Annotated in this window: 16 protein-coding genes; 9 read left to right on the forward strand and 7 right to left on the reverse strand. The window is 69.7% G+C overall.

Annotated elements, in window-relative coordinates; all coding sequences use genetic code 11:
- Nucleotides 1-3: 3 nt before the first annotated feature.
- Complete coding sequence (locus tag FMP39_RS12945; protein WP_368667064.1) at nt 4-978, reverse strand: histidine kinase dimerization/phospho-acceptor domain-containing protein; 975 nt, start codon at nt 976-978, stop codon at nt 4-6.
- A gap of 44 nt (nt 979-1,022) precedes the next feature.
- On the opposite strand from FMP39_RS12945, the gene FMP39_RS12950 reads away from it, so the two are divergent.
- From FMP39_RS12950 to FMP39_RS12960, 3 genes are all read left to right on the forward strand, one after another.
- Nucleotides 1,023-3,899, forward strand: a complete 2,877-nt coding sequence (locus FMP39_RS12950) for a fused MFS/spermidine synthase (RefSeq protein WP_141590212.1) — start codon at nt 1,023-1,025, stop codon at nt 3,897-3,899.
- A gap of 165 nt (nt 3,900-4,064) precedes the next feature.
- Complete coding sequence (locus tag FMP39_RS12955; RefSeq protein ID WP_026114034.1) at nt 4,065-4,322, forward strand: hypothetical protein; 258 nt, start codon at nt 4,065-4,067, stop codon at nt 4,320-4,322.
- Nucleotides 4,323-4,497: 175 nt separating this feature from the next.
- The gene (locus FMP39_RS12960) at nt 4,498-5,277 is read left to right on the forward strand and encodes a MerR family transcriptional regulator (RefSeq protein ID WP_194858377.1); all 780 of its coding nucleotides are present in this window, start codon (nt 4,498-4,500) and stop codon (nt 5,275-5,277) included.
- Here the strand turns inward: FMP39_RS12960 and FMP39_RS12965 are convergent.
- Nucleotides 5,274-6,443: a hypothetical protein gene (locus FMP39_RS12965; RefSeq protein ID WP_141590214.1), complete on the reverse strand. Its 1,170-nt coding sequence runs from the start codon at nt 6,441-6,443 to the stop codon at nt 5,274-5,276. The genes FMP39_RS12960 and FMP39_RS12965 overlap by 4 nt on opposite strands.
- Nucleotides 6,444-6,520: 77 nt before the next feature.
- Here FMP39_RS12965 and FMP39_RS12970 point away from each other — a divergent pair, with 77 nt between their 5' ends.
- The 5 genes from FMP39_RS12970 to FMP39_RS12990 all read left to right on the forward strand — a co-directional run bounded on the left by FMP39_RS12970 (nt 6,521) and on the right by FMP39_RS12990 (nt 11,911).
- Nucleotides 6,521-7,846, forward strand: a complete 1,326-nt coding sequence (locus FMP39_RS12970) for an amidohydrolase family protein (RefSeq protein ID WP_141590215.1) — start codon at nt 6,521-6,523, stop codon at nt 7,844-7,846.
- An 8-nt stretch (nt 7,847-7,854) separates the two neighbouring features.
- On the forward strand, nt 7,855-8,841 hold the full coding sequence (locus FMP39_RS12975; protein WP_141590216.1) for a class I SAM-dependent rRNA methyltransferase: 987 nt from the start codon (nt 7,855-7,857) through the stop codon (nt 8,839-8,841).
- A 262-nt stretch (nt 8,842-9,103) separates the two neighbouring features.
- A complete protein-coding gene (locus FMP39_RS12980; protein WP_090491584.1) occupies nt 9,104-10,330 on the forward strand; it encodes a serine/threonine-protein kinase in 1,227 nt (408 codons plus the stop codon).
- A 3-nt stretch (nt 10,331-10,333) separates the two neighbouring features.
- The gene (gene truA / locus FMP39_RS12985; protein WP_141590217.1) at nt 10,334-11,131 is read left to right on the forward strand and encodes a tRNA pseudouridine(38-40) synthase TruA; all 798 of its coding nucleotides are present in this window, start codon (nt 10,334-10,336) and stop codon (nt 11,129-11,131) included.
- Nucleotides 11,132-11,152: 21 nt separating this feature from the next.
- Nucleotides 11,153-11,911, forward strand: a complete 759-nt coding sequence (locus FMP39_RS12990; protein WP_141590218.1) for a hypothetical protein — start codon at nt 11,153-11,155, stop codon at nt 11,909-11,911.
- A gap of 25 nt (nt 11,912-11,936) precedes the next feature.
- Here FMP39_RS12990 and FMP39_RS12995 read toward each other — a convergent pair whose 3' ends face one another.
- A complete protein-coding gene (locus tag FMP39_RS12995; protein WP_141590219.1) occupies nt 11,937-12,845 on the reverse strand; it encodes a universal stress protein in 909 nt (302 codons plus the stop codon).
- 85 nt (nt 12,846-12,930) lie between these two features.
- Nucleotides 12,931-14,541, reverse strand: a complete 1,611-nt coding sequence (locus FMP39_RS13000; RefSeq protein WP_141590220.1) for a Na+/H+ antiporter — start codon at nt 14,539-14,541, stop codon at nt 12,931-12,933.
- 186 nt (nt 14,542-14,727) lie between these two features.
- Here FMP39_RS13000 and FMP39_RS13005 point away from each other — a divergent pair, with 186 nt between their 5' ends.
- Entirely contained in the window at nt 14,728-15,528 is an 801-nt protein-coding gene (locus FMP39_RS13005) for a TVP38/TMEM64 family protein (protein ID WP_141590221.1), read from the forward strand.
- On the opposite strand, the gene argC is transcribed toward FMP39_RS13005, so the two are convergent.
- Genes argC through argG form a run of 3 tightly spaced genes read right to left on the reverse strand, consistent with a single transcriptional unit; the run spans nt 15,467 to nt 18,790 of the window.
- Nucleotides 15,467-16,534, reverse strand: coding sequence for an N-acetyl-gamma-glutamyl-phosphate reductase (gene argC, locus FMP39_RS13010; protein WP_090491578.1), 1,068 nt, complete (start codon nt 16,532-16,534; stop codon nt 15,467-15,469). The genes FMP39_RS13005 and argC overlap by 62 nt on opposite strands.
- Complete coding sequence (locus FMP39_RS13015; RefSeq protein WP_011555083.1) at nt 16,531-17,592, reverse strand: hypothetical protein; 1,062 nt, start codon at nt 17,590-17,592, stop codon at nt 16,531-16,533. The genes argC and FMP39_RS13015 overlap by 4 nt, the downstream gene beginning before the upstream one ends.
- A gap of 7 nt (nt 17,593-17,599) precedes the next feature.
- Nucleotides 17,600-18,790, reverse strand: a complete 1,191-nt coding sequence (gene argG, locus FMP39_RS13020; protein ID WP_090491576.1) for an argininosuccinate synthase — start codon at nt 18,788-18,790, stop codon at nt 17,600-17,602.
- Nucleotide 18,791 lies beyond the last annotated feature (1 nt).

Raw genomic sequence — 18,791 nt, forward strand, 5'->3', positions numbered from 1 at the left:
CTCTCAGGTGGCGAACGTCAGCGTCAGCACCACGCCCGGCTCGGCGCTGCCCCGGGCGGCCACGTCTCCCCCCACGCCCATCATCACCCGGCGCAGGGCGGCCAGGGACAGACCGGCGCCCCGGGCCAGCCGGGAGCCGAAGGGCTCGAAGAGCGAACCGTTCTCCTCGGGGGGCAGGGCGGCGGCGGGGTCGTGGAGCACCATCATCACCTGGTGGGGGCCACCCCGGCGCAGGGCCACCTCCATCGGGCTGCCCTCCGCCTGGCCCATGGCGACGTTGAGCAGCACCTGGGCCAGCACGGGCCGCAGCCGCGTCGGGTCCACTCGGACGCGGGGCAGGTCGGGTTCCTCGTCCACGCGGACCTCCACGCGCCGCTCGGCCAGCTCGGGGGCCACCATCTCCGTGGCCTCCTGCACCACGCCGCGCAGCGGATGGGCGTCCATCTTCGGGGTGGTGTCGCGGCCGTATTCGGAGAGGAGCCAGAGCATGCGCTCCATGGTGCGAATCTCCCGGTTGGCGATGGTGAGCCGCCGCTTGTCCCGGTCATTGAGGCCGGTGTTCCGGGCCAGCGTCTGCACCGCCATCTTCACCGAGGAGAGGGGGTTGCGAATCTCGTGGCTGAGCGAGGAGGACAGCCGTGAAATCTGCACCGGGGGGGCGCCGTCCAGCACGGCGTTGAGGTCCAGCACGGTGGCACTGGCCTCGCCGTCGTCCAGTCCCAGGGACAGGCGGAGGGGGCACGCGTCCTCGCCGCCGAGGTTGGCGGAGACGAACTCCACCGCGCGGCGGTCCTCGCGGGCGCGGGCGTCCAGCTCAAGGGCGCGCTTGGGCGACACGCCGAGGACCTCGTGGAGCGGCTGCTCCAACAGGGCCTCGGCGGGGCGCCGCAGGATGCTGGAGAGGTCGCCTTCGGCGCGTGTCACCCGCAGGCTTGGAGTCCAGGCGAGCATCGCGGCTTGCAGGAGATGGGTGTTCATTTGATGGGCCTGAAACATACCGACTAAGGTTCCGCGCTGTCCCCATGTCATCTCCGGCGCGTTTTCCTAAGAACCTTGTGGCCTGCCTCCTCTTCCTGTCCGGGGGCACTGCGCTCGTCTACGAACTCGTCTGGTCCAAGTACCTCGGGAATGTCCTGGGGAACAGCGGCCAGGCGCATGCAGTGGTGCTCGCCACGTTCATGGGCGGGCAAGCGCTGGGGGCATTTGTCTTCGGGCGGACAGCCGACCGGGCAAAGAACCCCCTGGCCCTTTACGGCCTGCTGGAGCTGGGCGTGGGCCTGTACGCGCTGGCCTTCCCCTATGTGCTCGATGTGCTGGGGGCGCTGTGGCTGAACGTGGCCCCCTCCGTGCCGGATGGCTGGCGACTGGGGCCCCGGCTGCTGGTCTCCTCCGCGTCGCTGCTGATTCCCACGCTGCTGATGGGCGGCACGCTGCCGGCGCTGGTGCGGCACTTCGCCTCCAGCCTGTCGGGGGTGCGCTACGAGTTGGCGCGGCTCTACGCCGTCAACAGTCTGGGCGCGGCGCTGGGTGTGTTCATCGCCGGGACGAAGCTGGTGCCCGCCATCGGCCTGTCCTCCTCGGCGGGGCTGGCCGCGGGGCTCAACATCCTGGTGGCGCTGGCCTCGCTGGGGCTGGCGCGGCGCTTCCCGCCCGCGCTGGTGCCGGGACAGACGCCTCCCTCGGAAGCGGGCGACGCGGAGGTGTCCTATCCGCGCATCGCGGTGAGGGCGGCGCTCATCGGCGTGCTGCTGTCTGGCTTCACGTCCATGCTGTACCAGGTGACGTGGATCCGCCTGCTGTCCATCGTCCTGGGCGCGTCCACCTACGCCTTCACGCTCATCCTCACCGCGTTCATCATGGGCATCGGCCTGGGCAGCTTCTGGCTGATGACGCGCAAGGGACAGGTGGACTCGCTGCGCCTGTTCGGCCGGCTCCAGGTCGCGCTGGTGGCCAGCATCTGCGTGGCGCTGCCGCTCTACGTCCGGCTGCCGCACCTGTTCCGCAAGGCGCAGTGGATGATGACGCGCTCGCTGGACACCTGGCCGCTGTTTCAGGTGCTGACCTTCGGCTTCTGCTGCCTGGTGCTGCTGGTTCCCACCTTCTTCATGGGCGCGGCCTTCCCGGCGGCGGCGCGCGTGGCCACGGCCAAGGTGTCCGAGGTGGGGCGCCAGTTGGGCGGCGTCTACTTGTGGAATACCATGGGCACGATTACGGGGTCGGCGCTGGGTGTGCTGGTGCTGATGCCGTGGTGGGGCATGGAGGGCAACTTCATCGCGGGCGTGGCGGCCAACCTGCTCGGCGCGGGGCTGGCCTTCCATGCGGCCCCCGGCCGTCCCGCGCAGCACGCGCGTGCCTTGTGGCCGGTGGCCGCCACGGCGGTGCTGGCGCTGGTGGTGCTGGGCGGGATGAGCGGCTGGGCGGTGCGGTTGTCGGGCATCGCCTCCATCCGCTCCCACGAGAAGCCGCCGGAGAGCTACGCGAAGCTGGTGGCGGACACGGAGGCCATCATCCGCCCCATCTTCTACCAGGACGACACCTTCGCCACGGTGATGGTGGCGGACGTTCCCGTGGACAACCTGCGGTTCATGAAGCTCAACGGGAAGGTGGACGCGTCCAACGGGAGCGACGTGGAGACGCAGGTGGTGGCCGGTCACCTGGGCGCCCTGTTGCACCCGCGTGAGCCCAAGACGGTGCTGCTGGTGGGCGCCGGCGCGGCTATCACCGCGGGCAGCGTGCTGGTGCACCCCGTGGAGCACCTGGACATGGTGGAGATTGCTCCCGCCGTCATCGACGCGGCGCGCCTGTTCAAGGCGGACAACCGCAACGCGGTGGATGACCCGCGCACCCACGTGCACGTGGACGACGCCAAGACGTTCATGGCGCTGTCGCCGCGCAAGTACGACCTGGTGGTGAGCGTGCCGTCCAACCCGTGGGTGTCCGGCGTGTCCGGCCTCTTCACGCGGGACTTCTTCCAGACGGTGGACCGGCACCTGGCGGACGACGGCGTGCTGGTGCAGTGGATTCACACCTACGAGAGCAACGAGGACCTCATCAAGCTGGTGGTCCGCACCCTGCGAGACACCTTCCCGCACGCCACCACGTGGCTGGGGCCGCATGACCTGGTGATGGTGGCCAGCCGCAAGCCCCTGGCCTTCGATGCGGCGCGCCTGGCCGAGCGCATGGGGCATCCGGAGGTGCGGAAGGACTTGTCCCGCGTGGGCATCAACGACGTATTCGCGCTGCTGTCCAAGCAGGTGCACAGCGAGGCCGGCCAGCTCGAGTTCGCCGGTGAGGGCCCCATCAACACGGACGACCACAACCTGCTGGAGTACGCGTCGCCCATCGCCTTCTTCGTGTCGAATCTGGACGTGCGCGTGAAGGACGAGCGGCGCGCGCCCGAAGGCGCGGACCGCCTCTTCCTGCACGACTACGTCCAGCAACACCCGCCCACCGCGGAGCAGGCCGCCGGGCTGTACCGGAACATCGAGCGCTACCACGCGCCCAATGACCCCATGGTGCGCGGCGCGGCCGCGCAGTGGCGGCGGCTGGCCCCCGACAGCCCCGAGTCCGCCCTGGCCCTGGGCAAGGCGGCGCTGGCCCAGCAGGATTTGACGCTGGCCGCCTCGCTCCTGGAGCCCGAGGTGGCGCGGGGAGGACGCGAGCCCGCGCTGGTAGCGGCCTACCTCCGGCTGGTGACGGCTCAGACCTGGGCTTCGCGCACCATGTGGACGCCTGTAGGTGCCCTGCACGACACCGTGGCCCTGGGGCGCGAGGTTGCGTCCCGGCACCCGGACGACGAACATCTGGCCCGGGCGCTGCGCTCGCTGTGCGAGGCGCTGCCCCGTTCGAGCTGCGAAGGCACGGCCCAAACGCCCGTTGCCGCCCCCGGGGGCCCCTGAAATGAGGGGCCTGGATCATCCCAATCGGGCCAATTGCCTGGAATCACTGAGAATTCCTGGCATCCTCCCGATGACCGATGGAGGTGGAAGTGGGATCTGCCCTAGGGTGCGAATCACCCAAGCAGCAGGGTGTTTTTTCCACCACTGCAATCCCCGGAGAGTTCCATGAAGGCGATCTCGAAGAAGCAGCAGCTCCGCAAGGCTCGTGGCCAGGGCATGACCGAGTACATCATCATCGTCGCCCTCATCGCGATCGCCGCCATCGGCGTGGTGACCCTGTTCGGCGACAACATCCGCAAGCTGTTCGGCGCCTCCGCCGACGCGCTGGCCGGTAACGCCTCCGTCGACTCCGAGGCCACCGAGCGTCAGCGCCAGCTGGAGAAGAAGACCATCAAGACGTTCGGCCAGAACAACGCGTACTGAGCCGTGTCCTTCCGGGGGGAGCCATACCTGCCTCGTGCGGGTGGCTCCTCTCGGGCGGCTGAGGTCGAGGGCTGAGTCGTCAGCCCGGTGCCCGGCCAGAAGTAGCAGCACCCCCGCCCAGGGGCTTGACCCTCACGCGACGTGAGGCCCTACACCTCCTCATCAAGAGGTGGAGATGGCCCTGACGGTGAGCCAGGTCGCCCGGTTGGCGAAAATCAGCATCCGCGCGTTGCACCACTACGACGAGCTGGGCCTGTTGTGTCCTTCGGACCGCAGCGAGGCCGGCTACCGGCTCTATTCACAGGCGGACCTCCAGAAGCTCCAGCAGGTGCTCTTCTTCAAGGAGCTGGGCTTCCCGCTGGAGGACATCCGCCGCATCCTGGGCGACCCCACCTTCGACCTGCGCACCGCGCTGCGGATGCAGCGGCAGCTCCTGACGGAGCGGGCCGCCCGTCTGGACGCGCTGGTGCACGCCGTGGACGCGGCGCTGGACGCGCTGGAGAAGGGGACACACGTGGACAAGGACGCGATGTTCGAGGCCTTTGGCGACTTCGACCCCTCGAAGTACGAGGAGGAGGCGAAGCAGCGCTGGGGGAACACGGAGGCCTACAAGGAATCCGCCCGGAGGGCGGCGCGCTACAAGAAGGAGGACTGGAAGCGCATCAAGGAGGAGGGGGACGCCCTCTTCCAGGCGTTGGCGGACCTGCTCGCGGCGGGCACCAGCGCCGCGTCGGCCGCGGCCATGGACCTGGCCGAGGCGCACCGGCAATACCTGGGCAAGTGGTTCTACGCGTGCCCACCCGCCATGCACCGGGGCCTGGGGGAGATGTACGTGGCGGATACGCGCTTCACGGAGAACATCGACAAGGTGCGCCCTGGCCTGTCGCTGTTCCTCCGGGATGCCTTCGCGGCCAACGCGGAGCGACAGGGGGCCGCCGATGCTCCCTGCGGCTAGCTGAAGCCCAGCCGCTTCAGCATCACCGCGCGGATGGAGGGAATCCGGAAGCGGTAGATGAGCGCGTCCGCGAAGTAGTGCGCCAGCACCACCGCGAAGCCCAGGGACGTCATGGCGCGCAGCAGGGGATGCGTCTCCGCCACGCCCATGTTGCTGCCCAGCGCGCCGCGCACCACGCCCTGCTGGAGCAGGCCGTGCACCGCGCCCAGCGCCAACAGGGGCAGCATGGACGCAATCATCGCCGGGACGATGAACTTCCGCGGCAGCCGGGGCGTGTCACCCTCGCGCGGCTCCAGCATCCGCGCGGTGAGCATGTAGTACTCCAGGCCGTGCATGCCGGGCAGCATGACGTAGCCCCAGGTGGGCGCTACCAGCACCAGCCCGGTCGCCGTCGCCATGGCCAGGAGGTAGAGCACCTTGGGCCCGCTGACGGCCTCCGCGCGCAGCACCGTGCGGAACAGCAGCATGAAGTAGCCCAGCCACACCGCCAGCAGCACCCCTAGCGTGCCGTGCGGGAGCACTGCCCCCTGGCCAATGTCGAGGTACGCCGGCGCATCGGGCCCGGGGGCCTCCGGCACGAAGAAGATGCGCACCAGCAGCAGCGTGAGCAGCAGCGGGACGTACATCTGTTGCAGCTTGCGCTCCAGCGCCGACGCGCCGGGCAGGCCGGCCTTGCCCGCGCGCAGCCCGTGGAGTGACCAGATGCCCCGGTGCTGGGACAGGGTGTGGTGCGTGCCGAAGACGTTGAAAATCACCGCCACGCCATACGTGTGCGCCGTGCGCTCCGCGTAGAAGGTGAAGAAGAGCACTGTGCCCACCGCGAGCATGCCCAGCGAACCCGCCAGCACCTGCCGGGGTTGGCCCGGGGCGGACGTCAGCACGTCCCGGTGCACCGCGAAGAGCAGGAACGTGAGGATGACGTGGGTGGCGTTGCCGAGCAGGTTCTGCGCCGTCCAGGCTGAAAGGCGGTGCGCGCCTTCCGCGGCGCCCGGGGCCAGCCAGACATTCGCGGCCGCCGTGCACAGGGCCAGGGCCAGGGGCAGGGCGACGATGAGGGCATCTGCCCGCGGTGAGAAGAGCCACAAACCCCGGAAGGCCAGCGCCCCTCCCGGGGAGGGGGCCGCCAGGGGAGACGGGGAGTTCACGGCGGGGCTCAGCGGCGTCATACCGTACGGACCCTAACATGCTCGCTGGCGGCGGCGCCGCTCGCGCCACGCCGCGCCCGTGTTAGAACAGAGCTTTCATGGAAGGCCGCCTGCTTCTGAAAAACTGTGCCGTGTTCAGGGCGGACGGACGCGTCCGCCATGGCATGGCCGTGGTGGTGGAAGGCAACACCATCCGCCGCATGGCTCCGGACGCCCAGGTGCCCGTACTGCCCGGGGACTGGGAAGTCGCCTGTCATGGCCGGCTGGTGGCGCCAGGCCTGGTGGACTGCCACACGCACCTCGTCAACGGCCAGTTGCTGCCGCCGACGGGACACTTCCTGATGCTTCCGCCCCGCGAGCGCCTGGACCGGCTCCGGCACGTGGCGCGGCTGCTCACGAACGAGGACGTGGAGGCCCTCACCCGCTACGCGGCGGCCCGGGCCCTGCGTCAAGGCGTCACCCTGGCGGTGGAGCACCTGTCCTGCCAGGACGTGGCAGGAGGGCTCGCCGCCCAGGCTCGCGCCGCGGAGGCGGTGGGCTTGCGGTTGGTGACGAGCCACTCCACCCACGGATTGGACGGCGCCGCGCAGGCGCAGGCGTGGCTGGACGCCAACGCGGACTTCACGCGCGCGCATCGGGACCACCCGCTGGTCCGGGGGGCGCTTGGCTTCCATGCGTCGTTCACCTGTGACGACGCGCTGCTGCGCCGCATCGCGGAGCTGAGCCGGGTGCTGGACGCGCCCACCGTCTTCCACCTCGCGGAGAGCGAGGACGACCTCTCCTCCACCTACTCGCAGCACGGCAAACGCGTGGTTCCGCGGCTGGATGCGCTGGGGCTGCTCGGGCCGCGTGCCATCGCGGGCTATGCGCGCGTGCTGGACAGCGCGGAGGCGGAGCTGCTGGAGCAGAGCGGTGCCTTCGTGGCGCTGGCGGCCCGGGGCGTGCGCGCGCTGGAGCGTGGCGCGGACCCCATGGACGCGGTGCTGTCGCGGGTCCACCTGCTGGGGCTCGGCACCGGGGGCCATGGCAGCCTCCAGGACGAGCTGCTCGCCGCGCTGGTGGGCGTGCTGCGCATCTCCCGTTCCGGAAGGATGCCGGACGTGGATGGCGCGCTGGCGCACCTGCTCGTCAACGGCCCGGCGGAACTGTGCACGCGGCTGTTCGGCCTGCCCTCCGGGAGCGTGGAGGAGGGGAGCATCGCGGACCTCGTCGTCTACGACGTCGTGCCCACCGCGGATCCGGAGACGGGCTACTCGCCCTATCTGCTCGGGCAGCTGGCGCATTCGCCGGTGGGGTGGACCATCGTGAACGGCCGGGTCTGCGTGCGGGAGGGGCAGTTGCTGGGGCTCGACTACGTGGCGCTTTCCCGTGCGGCGACCCAGGCCCTGGAGCGTGTCTGGACGCGCGCGCGTCTGGGCAGTTGAGCGGCGGCATGGGCACATTGCCTTCTTCTCTCGTGGAGACGCTGCGCGCCTCGCGCGGCCGGCGCGGGCCGCTGCTGGGAGACGCGCGGACCACGGCCTGGCGCGTGGTGAACGCCGAAGCGGACGGCGTGCCGGATGTGACGGCGGATGTGTTTGGTGACGTGTACGTCATCAGCCTCTACCGGGACTTCACGCCGGACGAGGAGGAGACGCTGCTCGACGCGGCCATGGCCGCCTGGGCACCTCGAAGCCTCTACCTCAAGCGCCGGCCCCGGGAGGCGCGTGTCCTGGCCAACGTGGCGAAGGAATCGCTCGCACCCGAGGCACCCGCCCGGGGCGAAGCGGTGGAGTCCTTCACCGCGCTCGAAAACGGACTGACGTTCCTCATCCGTCCGGCGCAGGGGCTGTCGGTGGGGCTGTACCTGGACATGCGGGACACGCGGGCGTGGCTGCTGTCGCAGGCACGGGGCCTCACCGTGCTCAACCTCTTCTCGTACACCTGTGCCTTTGGCGTCGTGGCCATGGCGGGCGGCGCGAAGCGGGCGCTCAACCTGGATGCGAGCCGGCGCGTGCTGGAGTGGGGCGAGGAGAACGCGCGCCTCAATGGCCAGACGGTGGACCGGTATGACTACGTGGCCGGCGACGTGTTCGATTGGCTGAAGCGCCTGGCGAAGAAGGGCGAGTCCTTCGACATCGTCATCTCGGACCCGCCGTCGTTTTCGACGACGCGCAGTGGTCGGTTCTCCGCGGCGCGCGACTATGCCCGGCTGGCCGAGGCCGCCGCGCGTGTCGTCAGCCCGGGAGGTCAACTGGTGGCGTGCTGCAACCACGCGGGACTGCCTGCACGCCGCTTCGAGGCCATGGTGCTCGAAGGGGTGTCTCAGGCGGGACGCCTGGGGAAGTCGTTGGGCTCGCTGGCGCCGTCCGCGTTGGATTTCCCACCGCCGCCCGGACAGGAGCCCGCGCTGAAGGTGCACCGGGTGCAGGTCCGGTAGTGCCAGGGGCCGGGGAGGTGAGCCCTCGATGCGCTCACACGCCCTCTGGTACGCTCCAATGGGATGAAGCCTCGGGATCGAGTCGTGTTCATCATGTGCATGGTCTTTGTCTTCTCGTGGCTCGTCTACGAGTGCAGGGGCTTCATGAAAGTCGACGGATGCCTTGACCGGGGTGGGCGCTGGGATGAGGCCAAGGATGCATGCAGCTTTGAACCTGAATAGTTGCCACTCCCTGGTCCGGCACGGGTAGGCTCGCCACGTCATGCCTCCCGCCGCCCCGCAGCGCGACACCGGCCGCTTTGGAAAGTACCGCCTCATCGACCGCATCGCCGTGGGAGGCATGGCCGAAATCTTCCTCGCGCATCAGCAGCAGGAGGACGGCCGCGAGTCTCCCGTCGTCATCAAGCGCATCCGCCCGCATCTGACCAAGCACGCGGCCTTCGTGAAGATGTTCCTCAACGAGGCCCGGCTCGCCGCGCAGCTCAACCACCCCAACGTGGTGCAGATTCACGACCTGGGGAAGATTGCCGACAGCTACTTCATCGCCATGGAGTACGTGTCCGGGCGGGACATGCGCCGCGTCGTCCCCAAGGCGGAGGCGCTGGGGATTCCCTTCCCGCTGGTGTACGCGGTGAAGATTGCCTCATGCGTCTGCGCGGGCCTGCACCACGCGCACACCAAGGTGGACCTGTACGGCAACCCGCTCAACATCGTCCACCGGGACGTGTCACCGGAGAACATCGTCGTCGCCTTCGACGGCTCGGTGAAGATTCTGGATTTCGGCATCGCCAAGGCCGCCAACCAGATGGAGCAGACGCGCAACGGCGAAATCAAGGGCAAGCTCAGCTACATGAGCCCGGAGCAGTGTCTGGGCAAGCCGCTCGACTGCCGCAGCGACGTCTTCTCCCTGGGCGTGGTGCTCTACGAGTGGCTCACCGGCTTCAAGCTCTTCACCGGGGAGTCCGAGGCCGCGGTGATGCGCAGCATCACGGACGGGAAGATCTACGCGCCGTCGTACTTCCGCGAGGACCTGCCGGAGCGCCTGGAGACCATCCTGATGCGGGCGCTGGAGCGCGACCGGGACAAGCGCTACCAGACGGCCGCGCAGATGCAGAAGGACCTGGACGCCTTCCTGGACGCGTACGACTTCACGCCCACGGCGCTGCACCTGTCCAACTTCATCAAGCAGCTCTTCGAGGAGGAGCTGGCCGCCGAGCAGCGCCGCCTGGCCGTGCGCGCCGCGGCCGCGCCCACGTCGGAGGAGGCCCTGGAGCTGTCGGATGTGGCGGACGCGCTCGACACCGCGAAGGCCATGCCTGCTCCGGAGCCGGAGCCCCCGGCCCACGATGACCGCACCGAGCCGCGCACCCTGGCCGTGCCGCTGAGTCCCGCCGTCTCGGAAGCGCTGGAGGCGGTGGCCCGCCGCAACAACGTGCCCGCGGGCCGCATGGTGGCCGAGCTGCTCGAGTCCTGGCTCAAGTACCGCTGACCCATGCCCCGGCTGAAGCTGACGCTCGAATACGAAGGAACGCGCTACGTGGGCTGGCAGGTGCAGCCCAACGGGCCCTCCATCCAGTCGGTGCTGGAATCGGGACTGGAGCGGCTGCTGGGGGCGCGTGTGTCGGTGGCGTCGGCGGGGCGCACGGATGCGGGCGTCCATGCCTCCGGGCAGGTGGCTTGTTTCGACTCGCCCCGAGTGTTGCCGATGAAGGCGTACGTCATGGGGCTCAATGGCCTGCTGCCGCCCGACGTGGCCGTGGTGGACGCGGTGGAGGTGGCCGAGGACTTCGACCCGCGCCGGTGGTCCCGGGGCAAGCGCTATCGGTATCGCGTGAGCAACCGGCGCACGCGCTCGCCCCTGCGGCGGATGACGCACTGGGAAGTCTTCGCTCCGTTGGATGTGGAGGCCATGCGGCAGGCGGCCACGCACCTGCTGGGGCGGCATGACTTCTCCGCCTTCAGGGCCGCGGACTGCCAGGCGAAGCACGCCGTGCGGGAAATACGGAGCTTGGCGGTGGAAGGCACGTCGGGGGACGCCGTGTCCTTCGTGGTGGAGGGCACCGCGTTCCTGAAGCACATGGTGCGCAACCTGGCGGGGACGCTGGTGGAGGTGGGGAAGGGACGGCGGCCCGCGTCCTGGGTGGCGGAGGTGCTGGTCTCCAAGGAGCGCAAGCGCGCCGGGCCCACCGCGCCGGCTCAGGGGCTGGTGCTGGAGGAGGTCTTCTACGGGGACGGCCCGCCTGCCCGCACGCCGGGGGGAACGACGGACGCGGAAGAGGAAGAGGGCTGAAGTGGAGTAGGCTGCCTGCCCGTGAGCTCCAAGACGAGTGTCCTCGAACCGCTGCGCGTCCGTGTCCGTCGCTTCCAGTTCATCATGGGGCTGGGGTTCATCGCGCTCATCGCGGGGTCGATTCTGAGCGTGGCGCTGACGCTTCGGCTGAGCGTGCGCATCCAGGCGGTGCCGGTGGGCGTGCTGCGGGTGGCGCTGGCGGTGCTGCTGGAGAACCTGTGGGTGCTCGGGATGTTGCCGGTGCTGTGCTACGGCGCCGCGCGGGTGATGGAGCTGCGTCCGTGGACCACGGCGGGCGGTGCGGCGCTCACGGGCGCGGCCTTCCTGAACGCGATGGCCTTCATTCAGAGCGGCGTGTACGGGCTGTGGGCCGGGGACATCGGCTCCGTGTTCAGCCTGGCGGCCTTTGCTGGAGGCGTCGTGCTCAGCGCGCGTGCGGTGATGATGGGCCGGCACGCCGCGGCACAGCAGTCGGTGAAAACCCAGGCCAAGGCAGCGGAGCGCAAGTCCGAATACGACGAGTTCCTCCGCGCGGCGGAGCAGGGCGGGGCGCGGCTGGAGCAGCGAGAAGCCCAGTCCACGGCTGTGGCGGGAGACGCGCTCACGGCCGCGGCCCTCTCGGCGACGGTTGCTTCCGCGCCGGCCCAGGCGCCAGCCAGCGACGCGAACGCTCCTGCATCGCAGGCGCAGGACTCCGGGGGCGCGGAGCCCACTGCGACGGAAGAGGCAGGGGCATCACCCGCCACCGACATCCAGGCAGGCAAGGCCCCCGAGGCCTGAGCCCGCACGAGCAGGGGCCTTCACGCTAGTCGCGGGGCTCGGCCTCGCGGACGACGAGCACGTCGCACTTCGCTTCGCGGATGAGGTCCGTCGCGACGCTGCCGAGCAACGCGAACGCCACACCGGAGCGCGCCCGGGTGCCCAGCGCCAGCAGGTCCGCGCCCTGGTCGTCCACGAACTCGAGGACGATGGAGCGTGAGCCGCCGTTCTCCATCACCAGGTGGTACGGGATGTCGACCGCATCGAGCTCCCGCTGCAACGCCTTGAGCTTGCGCTCCGCGGTCGCCTTGAACGTCTGCCGGTAGCGCTTGTGCTCCTTCGCCGTCAGCCCGGGGAACACCGCGTACTCCAGCGGCACATCATACGCGTGCACCAGCGTCAGCTCGGAGCCGGGCGTCATCAGCGTGGGAACGAAGCTCGCCGCGCGCTTGGACGTTTCGTCCGCGTCCACGGCCACGACGGGCCGTAGGTAGGGCCCAGGAGCCCGCCGGTTGGCGATGAGCACGGGCAGGTCTCCGCCGCGGATGACGTTCTCCGCCGTGGAGCCCAGGAACATGTTGCGCAGCGGCTTGTCGCCATGCCGGCCCAGGACGATGAGCTCCGCGCCAAAGGCCCGGGCCCGGCGCAGGATGGCCTCGACGGGCTTGCCGCGAGCGATGTGCGTGTCGACCGTGGCGGAGCTGCCCTCGGCGCGCAGCATCTTGCGCAGCCGGCCGGCGACCCGCTCCAGCTCGCGCGCGGTGGCCTGGAGCGCTCGGGCGCCCACCTCCGCGGGCATGCGGCTGGGGAGGACGTGTGTCACCAGCACCTTCGCGCCGTCCGCGAGTGGCAGGTGTCCAGCCCTGCCCACCGCGTGGGTGCTCGCCTCCGAGAAATCAGTGGCGACGAGCACTCTGCGAAGTCGCCTCGGGAACGCCTGCTTTCGTGGTTTCACACACGAGAGTCTAGGAGGCCCAGACGCAGCAGGCACGGCAAACCCGCCTGAATGTCCTCAGGCGGATGTGCCGTGCCCGGATGAATCAGGCGCTCGCGGCGCCAGCCACGGCCGGAGTCTCACCCTCTGGCGGCACGTGGTTCTCCGCGGCGTCCGCGGCGGCGATGCGCTCATCCAGATCCGCCGTCAGCCGTGCGAAGGCCTCCTTGCCAATGGTGGCGGACTGGTAGGCCTTGAGCAGCGCCGCCTTCTCCACGATGAGCACGCGGCGGACCGCTTCCTGGTGCTCCTCCTCGTGGAAGCGCATCGACTGCTGCTTCAGCGCCGTCAGCTCCTTCTCCGCGACGACTTCCTTCTCCTGGTAGTCCTTCTCCAGCTGCGTCACCACATCCCCGGGAATCTCCCGGGCGCGGCGCATGCCCTCCAGCGCGGCCTGCGCAGCGTGGATGGCGCCCAGGCGGCCGCGGGCCAGCTCGTACTGCTCCTGGAACGCGTCCTTGAGGCCGGTGATGCGCAGCTTGCGCAGCAGCGGCGCCATGGTGAGGCCCTGGAAGATGATGGAGAGGACCACCACGCCGAACGTCATGTTCACCAGCAGCTCGCGGTGCGGGAAGTCCGTGGGAAGACCGAGCACCAGCACCATAGAGATGGCGCCACGCAGGCCGCTCCAGGTGAGCACCGCGCTCCAGGTCCACGGCATCTTCTCCTTGGTGAAGCGGAGCAGCGCGGACACGCCGTAGACGACCACGGCGCGGGCCACCATCACCGCCACATAGGCCGCGAGGATGGGCTTCCACGAGGCCAGCAGCGAAGAGAGCTGCACCTCCAGGCCGATGAGGAGGAACACCACGGAGTTGAGCGCGAACGCCAGGTACTCCCAGAAGCTCTCCACCGCGATGCGGGTGGCGGGGCTCATGCCCTCGTGCGTGGCCCAGTTGCCGCACAGCATGCCGGCCACCACCGACGCGATGACGCCCGAGTAGTGGAAGTGCTCGGCGAGCACGAACGAGCCGTACGCCGCGATGACCGTGAGGGTGATTTCCACCATGGCGTCGTCCACGCGCTTGATGACCTGCGCGACGGCGAAGCCCACCGCGCTGCCCAGCAGCACGCCCATGCCGAAGACCTTGATGAAGTCGAACAGGGCGCCGCCCACCGTGAACTGGCCACCCGTGGCGACCGCGACGATGAGCGTGAAGAGCACGACGGCGGAACCGTCGTTCAGCAGGCTCTCTCCCTCCACCAGGATGAGCAGCCGCTTGGGCGCGCCCAGTGACTTGAAGAGCGCCACCACGGCGATGGGGTCCGTGGACACGATGACGGACGCGAACACCAGCGCGGACAGCATCCCGAAGCCATGGACGAAGTCCAACCCATCCACCACGCGCGTGAGGATGAAGGCCGTGAGCCCCGCGGAGGCCAGGAGCCCTGGAATGGCCAGGGCATGGATGGCCATCTTGTTCTTCCAGAACTTGCGGAACTCGACGTGGAAGGCCGCTTCGAAGAGCAGACCTGGGAGGATGATGGCGAAGAGCAGCTCCTTCGTGAGGTGCGGCGGCTCGAACGCCTTGAACGTACCCAACAGCAGACCCGCGACGACCAGGGCAACCGTATAGGGGATTTTGAAGTACCGCGCGGCGATGGCCACAGCGGTCGCGATGGCGAAAATCAGTACGAAGGCCAACTCGAAATGCATTCGTCCTTACCTGTCTTGACTTAAAGCGCGGGACGATAGCGCAGTTGAGCTGGACAGAGACGCACTCGATGTTGGTCTTGCTCGTACGGAGGGCATCGCAAATTGCCAGGGTGAGGCGGAATGCAAGGTGTCATCGCTCGCCTGGCTGCTCTTGCCTTCCCGCGTGGGGCTTCCCAGCTTTGAGCCATGTCCAAGCACCCTCGCTCCAAGGGAGGACGGCTGAGCGCGGGCCTCAAGCTCATCGGACCGCTCTGCATCTCCGTCGGCTTGCTCGTGGGGCTGCGGCTGCTGGGGCCGCAATACCTGGATCAGCAAACGCTGTCGGGCTGGCTGAGGCCCCTGGGCGCGTTGGCGCCCTTGGCCTTCATCCTGCTCCTCGCGGTGCGCCCGGTGACGCTGCTTCCCGGGCAGCTCTTCACGGCGGTGGGCGGCATCCTCTTCGGCATGGCCGCGGGCACGGCCTACGCGCTCGTCGGGACGCTGCTGGCCTCGGGCCTCATCCACTTGCTGGCGCGCAGGCTGGGCCGCAAGCCCATGCGGCGGCTGGCCGGGGACAAGCACCCGGTGTTCGAGCGCGCGGCGCGCGAGCATGGCTTCCAACTCGGCTTCCTGGCCTGCATCAATTCAGTGATTCCGGCGGATGTGATGCTGGCGACGGCGTCCGCGTCAGGCGCCCGCTACGTCCCGCTGGCGCTGGGCGCGGTGGTGGGCACCCTCCCCGGGACGCTGCTGACGGCGCTCTTCGGCAGCTCGCTGGGGCAGGGGAAGACGTGGATGACGGCCGTGTCCGCCACCGGCATGGGGGTGAGCCTGCTGCTGGGGCTCGTCCTGGGACGCAAGCTGATGCGGGAGTTGCTCGCGAAGGATGCGGCCGTTGCGAGCGGGGGGCCTGGACGCGTGCGCCCAGGCCCCAGGGACGCGCGGCCTACGGGTAGCAGGCGGCCTGGCGCAGCGCCGTGTCTTCCGGCAGCCCCAGCGCGACGTTGAAGTTCTGCACCGCCTGGCCGGCCATGCCCTTCACCAGGTTGTCGAGCGCCGCCATGACGGCCACCGAGCGGCCCTTGGTGGCCACTGCGATGTCGCAGAAGTTGCTGCCGGCCACCGCGGCGATGCGCGGCGTGCCCTCGACGATGCGCACGAACTTCGAGCCCTCGTAGTAGCGGCGGTAGCGCTCCATCAGCGACGCCGTCACCACGGCGCCGCCGTGCTCCGGCCACTCGAACTGCACGGTGGCGAAGATGCCGCGCACCATGGGCGCCGAGTGCGGGACGAAGGCCAGCCGGTGCCGCTGCGCGCCGTGGGCCACCAGCATGACCTCCACCTCGGCCTCGTGCTGGTGCTCCAGCGGCTTGTACGCGCGGAAGTCTTGCGCGCGCGTCGGGTGGTGCGTGCCCTCACCGGGCAGCGAGCCGGAGCCGGACGAGCCCGTGACGCCGGACACCGCGAGCAGCCCCAGGCCCGGCGTGGAGGCGATGGGCAGGAGCGCCAGCTGCACCGCCGTGGCGAAGCAGCCCGGGTTGGCGATGCGCTTCGCCGTCTTCACCGCGTCGCGCTTCCACTCGGTGAGGCCGTAGGTGAAGGTGCCCAGCAGCTCCGGGGACGGGTGGGGCCGGCCGTACGCGCCCGCGTAGCGGCCCGGGTGGTCCAGCCGGAAGTCGGAGGACAGGTCCACCAGCAGCAGGCGCTCGGCGATGCCGACCTCCGCCCACTGCTTCTCCAGGCCCGCGAACTGCTTGGCCAGGTCGCCGTGGCCCAGCGCGCTGAAGACGACGGGCTGCTCGCAGTCCGCCAGCCACTTCCAGTCGGGCTCGCCCTCGAAGCGGCCCTCCACCAGTCCGCGCAGGTGCGGGTGCACCTTGTGGATGGGCTCGCCGGCGTGGTGCCGCGACACCGCGCGGATGCTGCCCACCGCGGGGTGGCCGGAGAGGATGCGCAAGAGCTCGCCGCCGCCGAAGCCGGAGGCACCCAGGATGTAGATGTTGACCTGCGTCATGACTTCCTCCCCGCGCCCAGCTTGGGGGCGATTTTTTCCAGGATGAGTCCGCCCAGCGCCGCCGCGTCCGCGCGGGCGTTGCGAGCGGGGATGCCCACCACCTGCTCCACGAAGCGCACGCCCACGGCGTTGTCCGTGGCCGGTCCGGCCACCACGTCCACTTCGATGCCGTACGCCTCGCGCAGGTGCCGCACGCCGCCGGATGCGCCCACCGGGTCGTTGGCGCACAGCACCCACGCCCCCGCCAGGCTCTTGAGCTCCGGGTCCGCGAGGATGCCCTGTACGCCGTACTCGCCCATGATGCCGTCGCCCGTCTCCGCGACGATGACGTCCACGTTCTCCGCCGCCAGCTCGGAGAAGAGCACCCGCGCCACGCGCGCGCCCGTGCGGGGGCCCGTGCAGACGATGCCTGCGTCCGTGAAGTCCATCACCACGTCCGCGCCGGAGTCCTGCATGCTCAGCGTGTCGCGCATCAGCGACACCCCCGTCAGCTTGGCGCCGCCCACGCGGAAGCCCGCCTGTGCCAGCTTGCGCACCATGGCCGCCGAGGCGAACGTCTTGCCCGAGTTCATGCAGGTGCCCACCACGTAGACGACGGGGCACTTCACCGGCGACGACGTGCCCTTCAGCGCGCCGGAGGACACGTGCGCTGGCTGCCCGGTACGCGACATCAGCTCCGGGAACTCCAGCACCTGGCCCAGCACCTCCGCCTCGAAGGGCAGGCCCACGCCGTGGTTGTGCGACGTGCACTTGCCGATGACGCCGCCCATGTTGAGCATGTGCAGCCGCTCGCCCACGGTGACGGACGCGGGCACCACGCCCTCATAGCCGTGAAGCGCGTTGCGGTGGCCCAGCGCGCCCACGACGATGTCACCGGCGTGCAGCGTCACCAGGCGCCCGTGCACGTCCTCGAGCTGGTTGTACGTGCTCTTCTCTCCGTGGATGCGCACGGCCACCACCGCGCCCTCCTCGGCCTTCACCTCGGACGCGAGGTGGACGGTACGGCCCAGGCCGAGGTTGCGGGTGACACTGCCTACCTTGTCGACGAAAACCTTCATGGCACCCTCACTTCGCGCGATGCGAGAGCATCTGCGCGACGCCGTACAGCTTGGCGAAGCCCGCGGCTTCCGAGCCGTTCCACAACACGTTGGCCTCTCCGTACGTCGCCACCTTCGCGTCCATCAGCGAGTGCGGCGAACGCACGCCTTCCACCACCTGCGTGCGCGGGTGCAGCACCAGCCGCACGTCACCCGTCACGCGCTCCTGCGACGAGGTGAGGAACGCCTCCAGGTCCTTCACCAGCGGGTCGAAGAAGTGCCCCTCGTGCAGCAGCGAGCCGTAGAGGTTGCCCATCGACTCCTTCCAGAAGAGCTGCTTGCCGGAGAGCACCAGCTTCTCCAGCTCGCGGTGCGCGGTGACGAGCAGGTGCGCCGCCGGCGCCTCGAAGCCCACGCGGCCCTTGATGCCCAGAATCGTGTCACCCAGGTGCACGCCCCGGCCGATGCCGTAGGTGCGCCCCAGCGCGTTGAGCGCCTCCACCAGCTTCACGGGGCCCAGCTTCTCGCCGTCCAGCGCCACCGGGACGCCCTTCTCGAAGGACACCGTGAGGGGGCGGGGCTTGAGGTCCTGCGACAGCTCGCCGCCGGGGAAGGCCGCCTCGGGCAGCGCCTTCCAGGAGTCCAGCGTCTCGGCGCCGCCCACGGAGGTGCCCCACATGCCCTCGTTGACGGAGTAGGAGCCCAGCTTCGGCGGCATGTGCACGCCGCGCTCGGCCAGGTAGGACAGCTCCTGCTGCCGGCTCAGGGACAGCGTGCGGATGGGCGTGAGCAGCTCCAGCTCCGGCGCCAGCGAGCGGAAGGCCACGTCGAAGCGCACCTGGTCATTGCCCGCGCCCGTGCTGCCGTGCGCCAGCGCCTGGGTGCCCTTCTCGCGCGCCACGCGGACGACCTCCGCCGCCTGGCAGGCCCGCTCCGCGGAAACGCTCAGGGGGTAGACCTGGCCGCGCAGCACGTTGCCCGCGATGAGGTAGCGCAGGTAGCCCTGGAAGAGCGTCTCGCGCGCGTCCACCGTCACGTGCTCCACCGCGCCCAGCTGCTTGGACAGCGCGGCGATGCGCTCCAACTGCTCGGGCGGGAAGCCGCCGGTGTCCACCGTGACGGTGGTGACGTCGTAGCCCTGCTCGCGCAGGTAGACGGCGCAGAATGCGGTATCGAGTCCGCCGGAGAAGGCCAGCACCACGTTCTTCTTGTTGCTCATG

This window comes from Myxococcus sp. AB056, assembly GCF_006547365.1.
Lineage (GTDB): Bacteria > Myxococcota > Myxococcia > Myxococcales > Myxococcaceae > Myxococcus > Myxococcus virescens.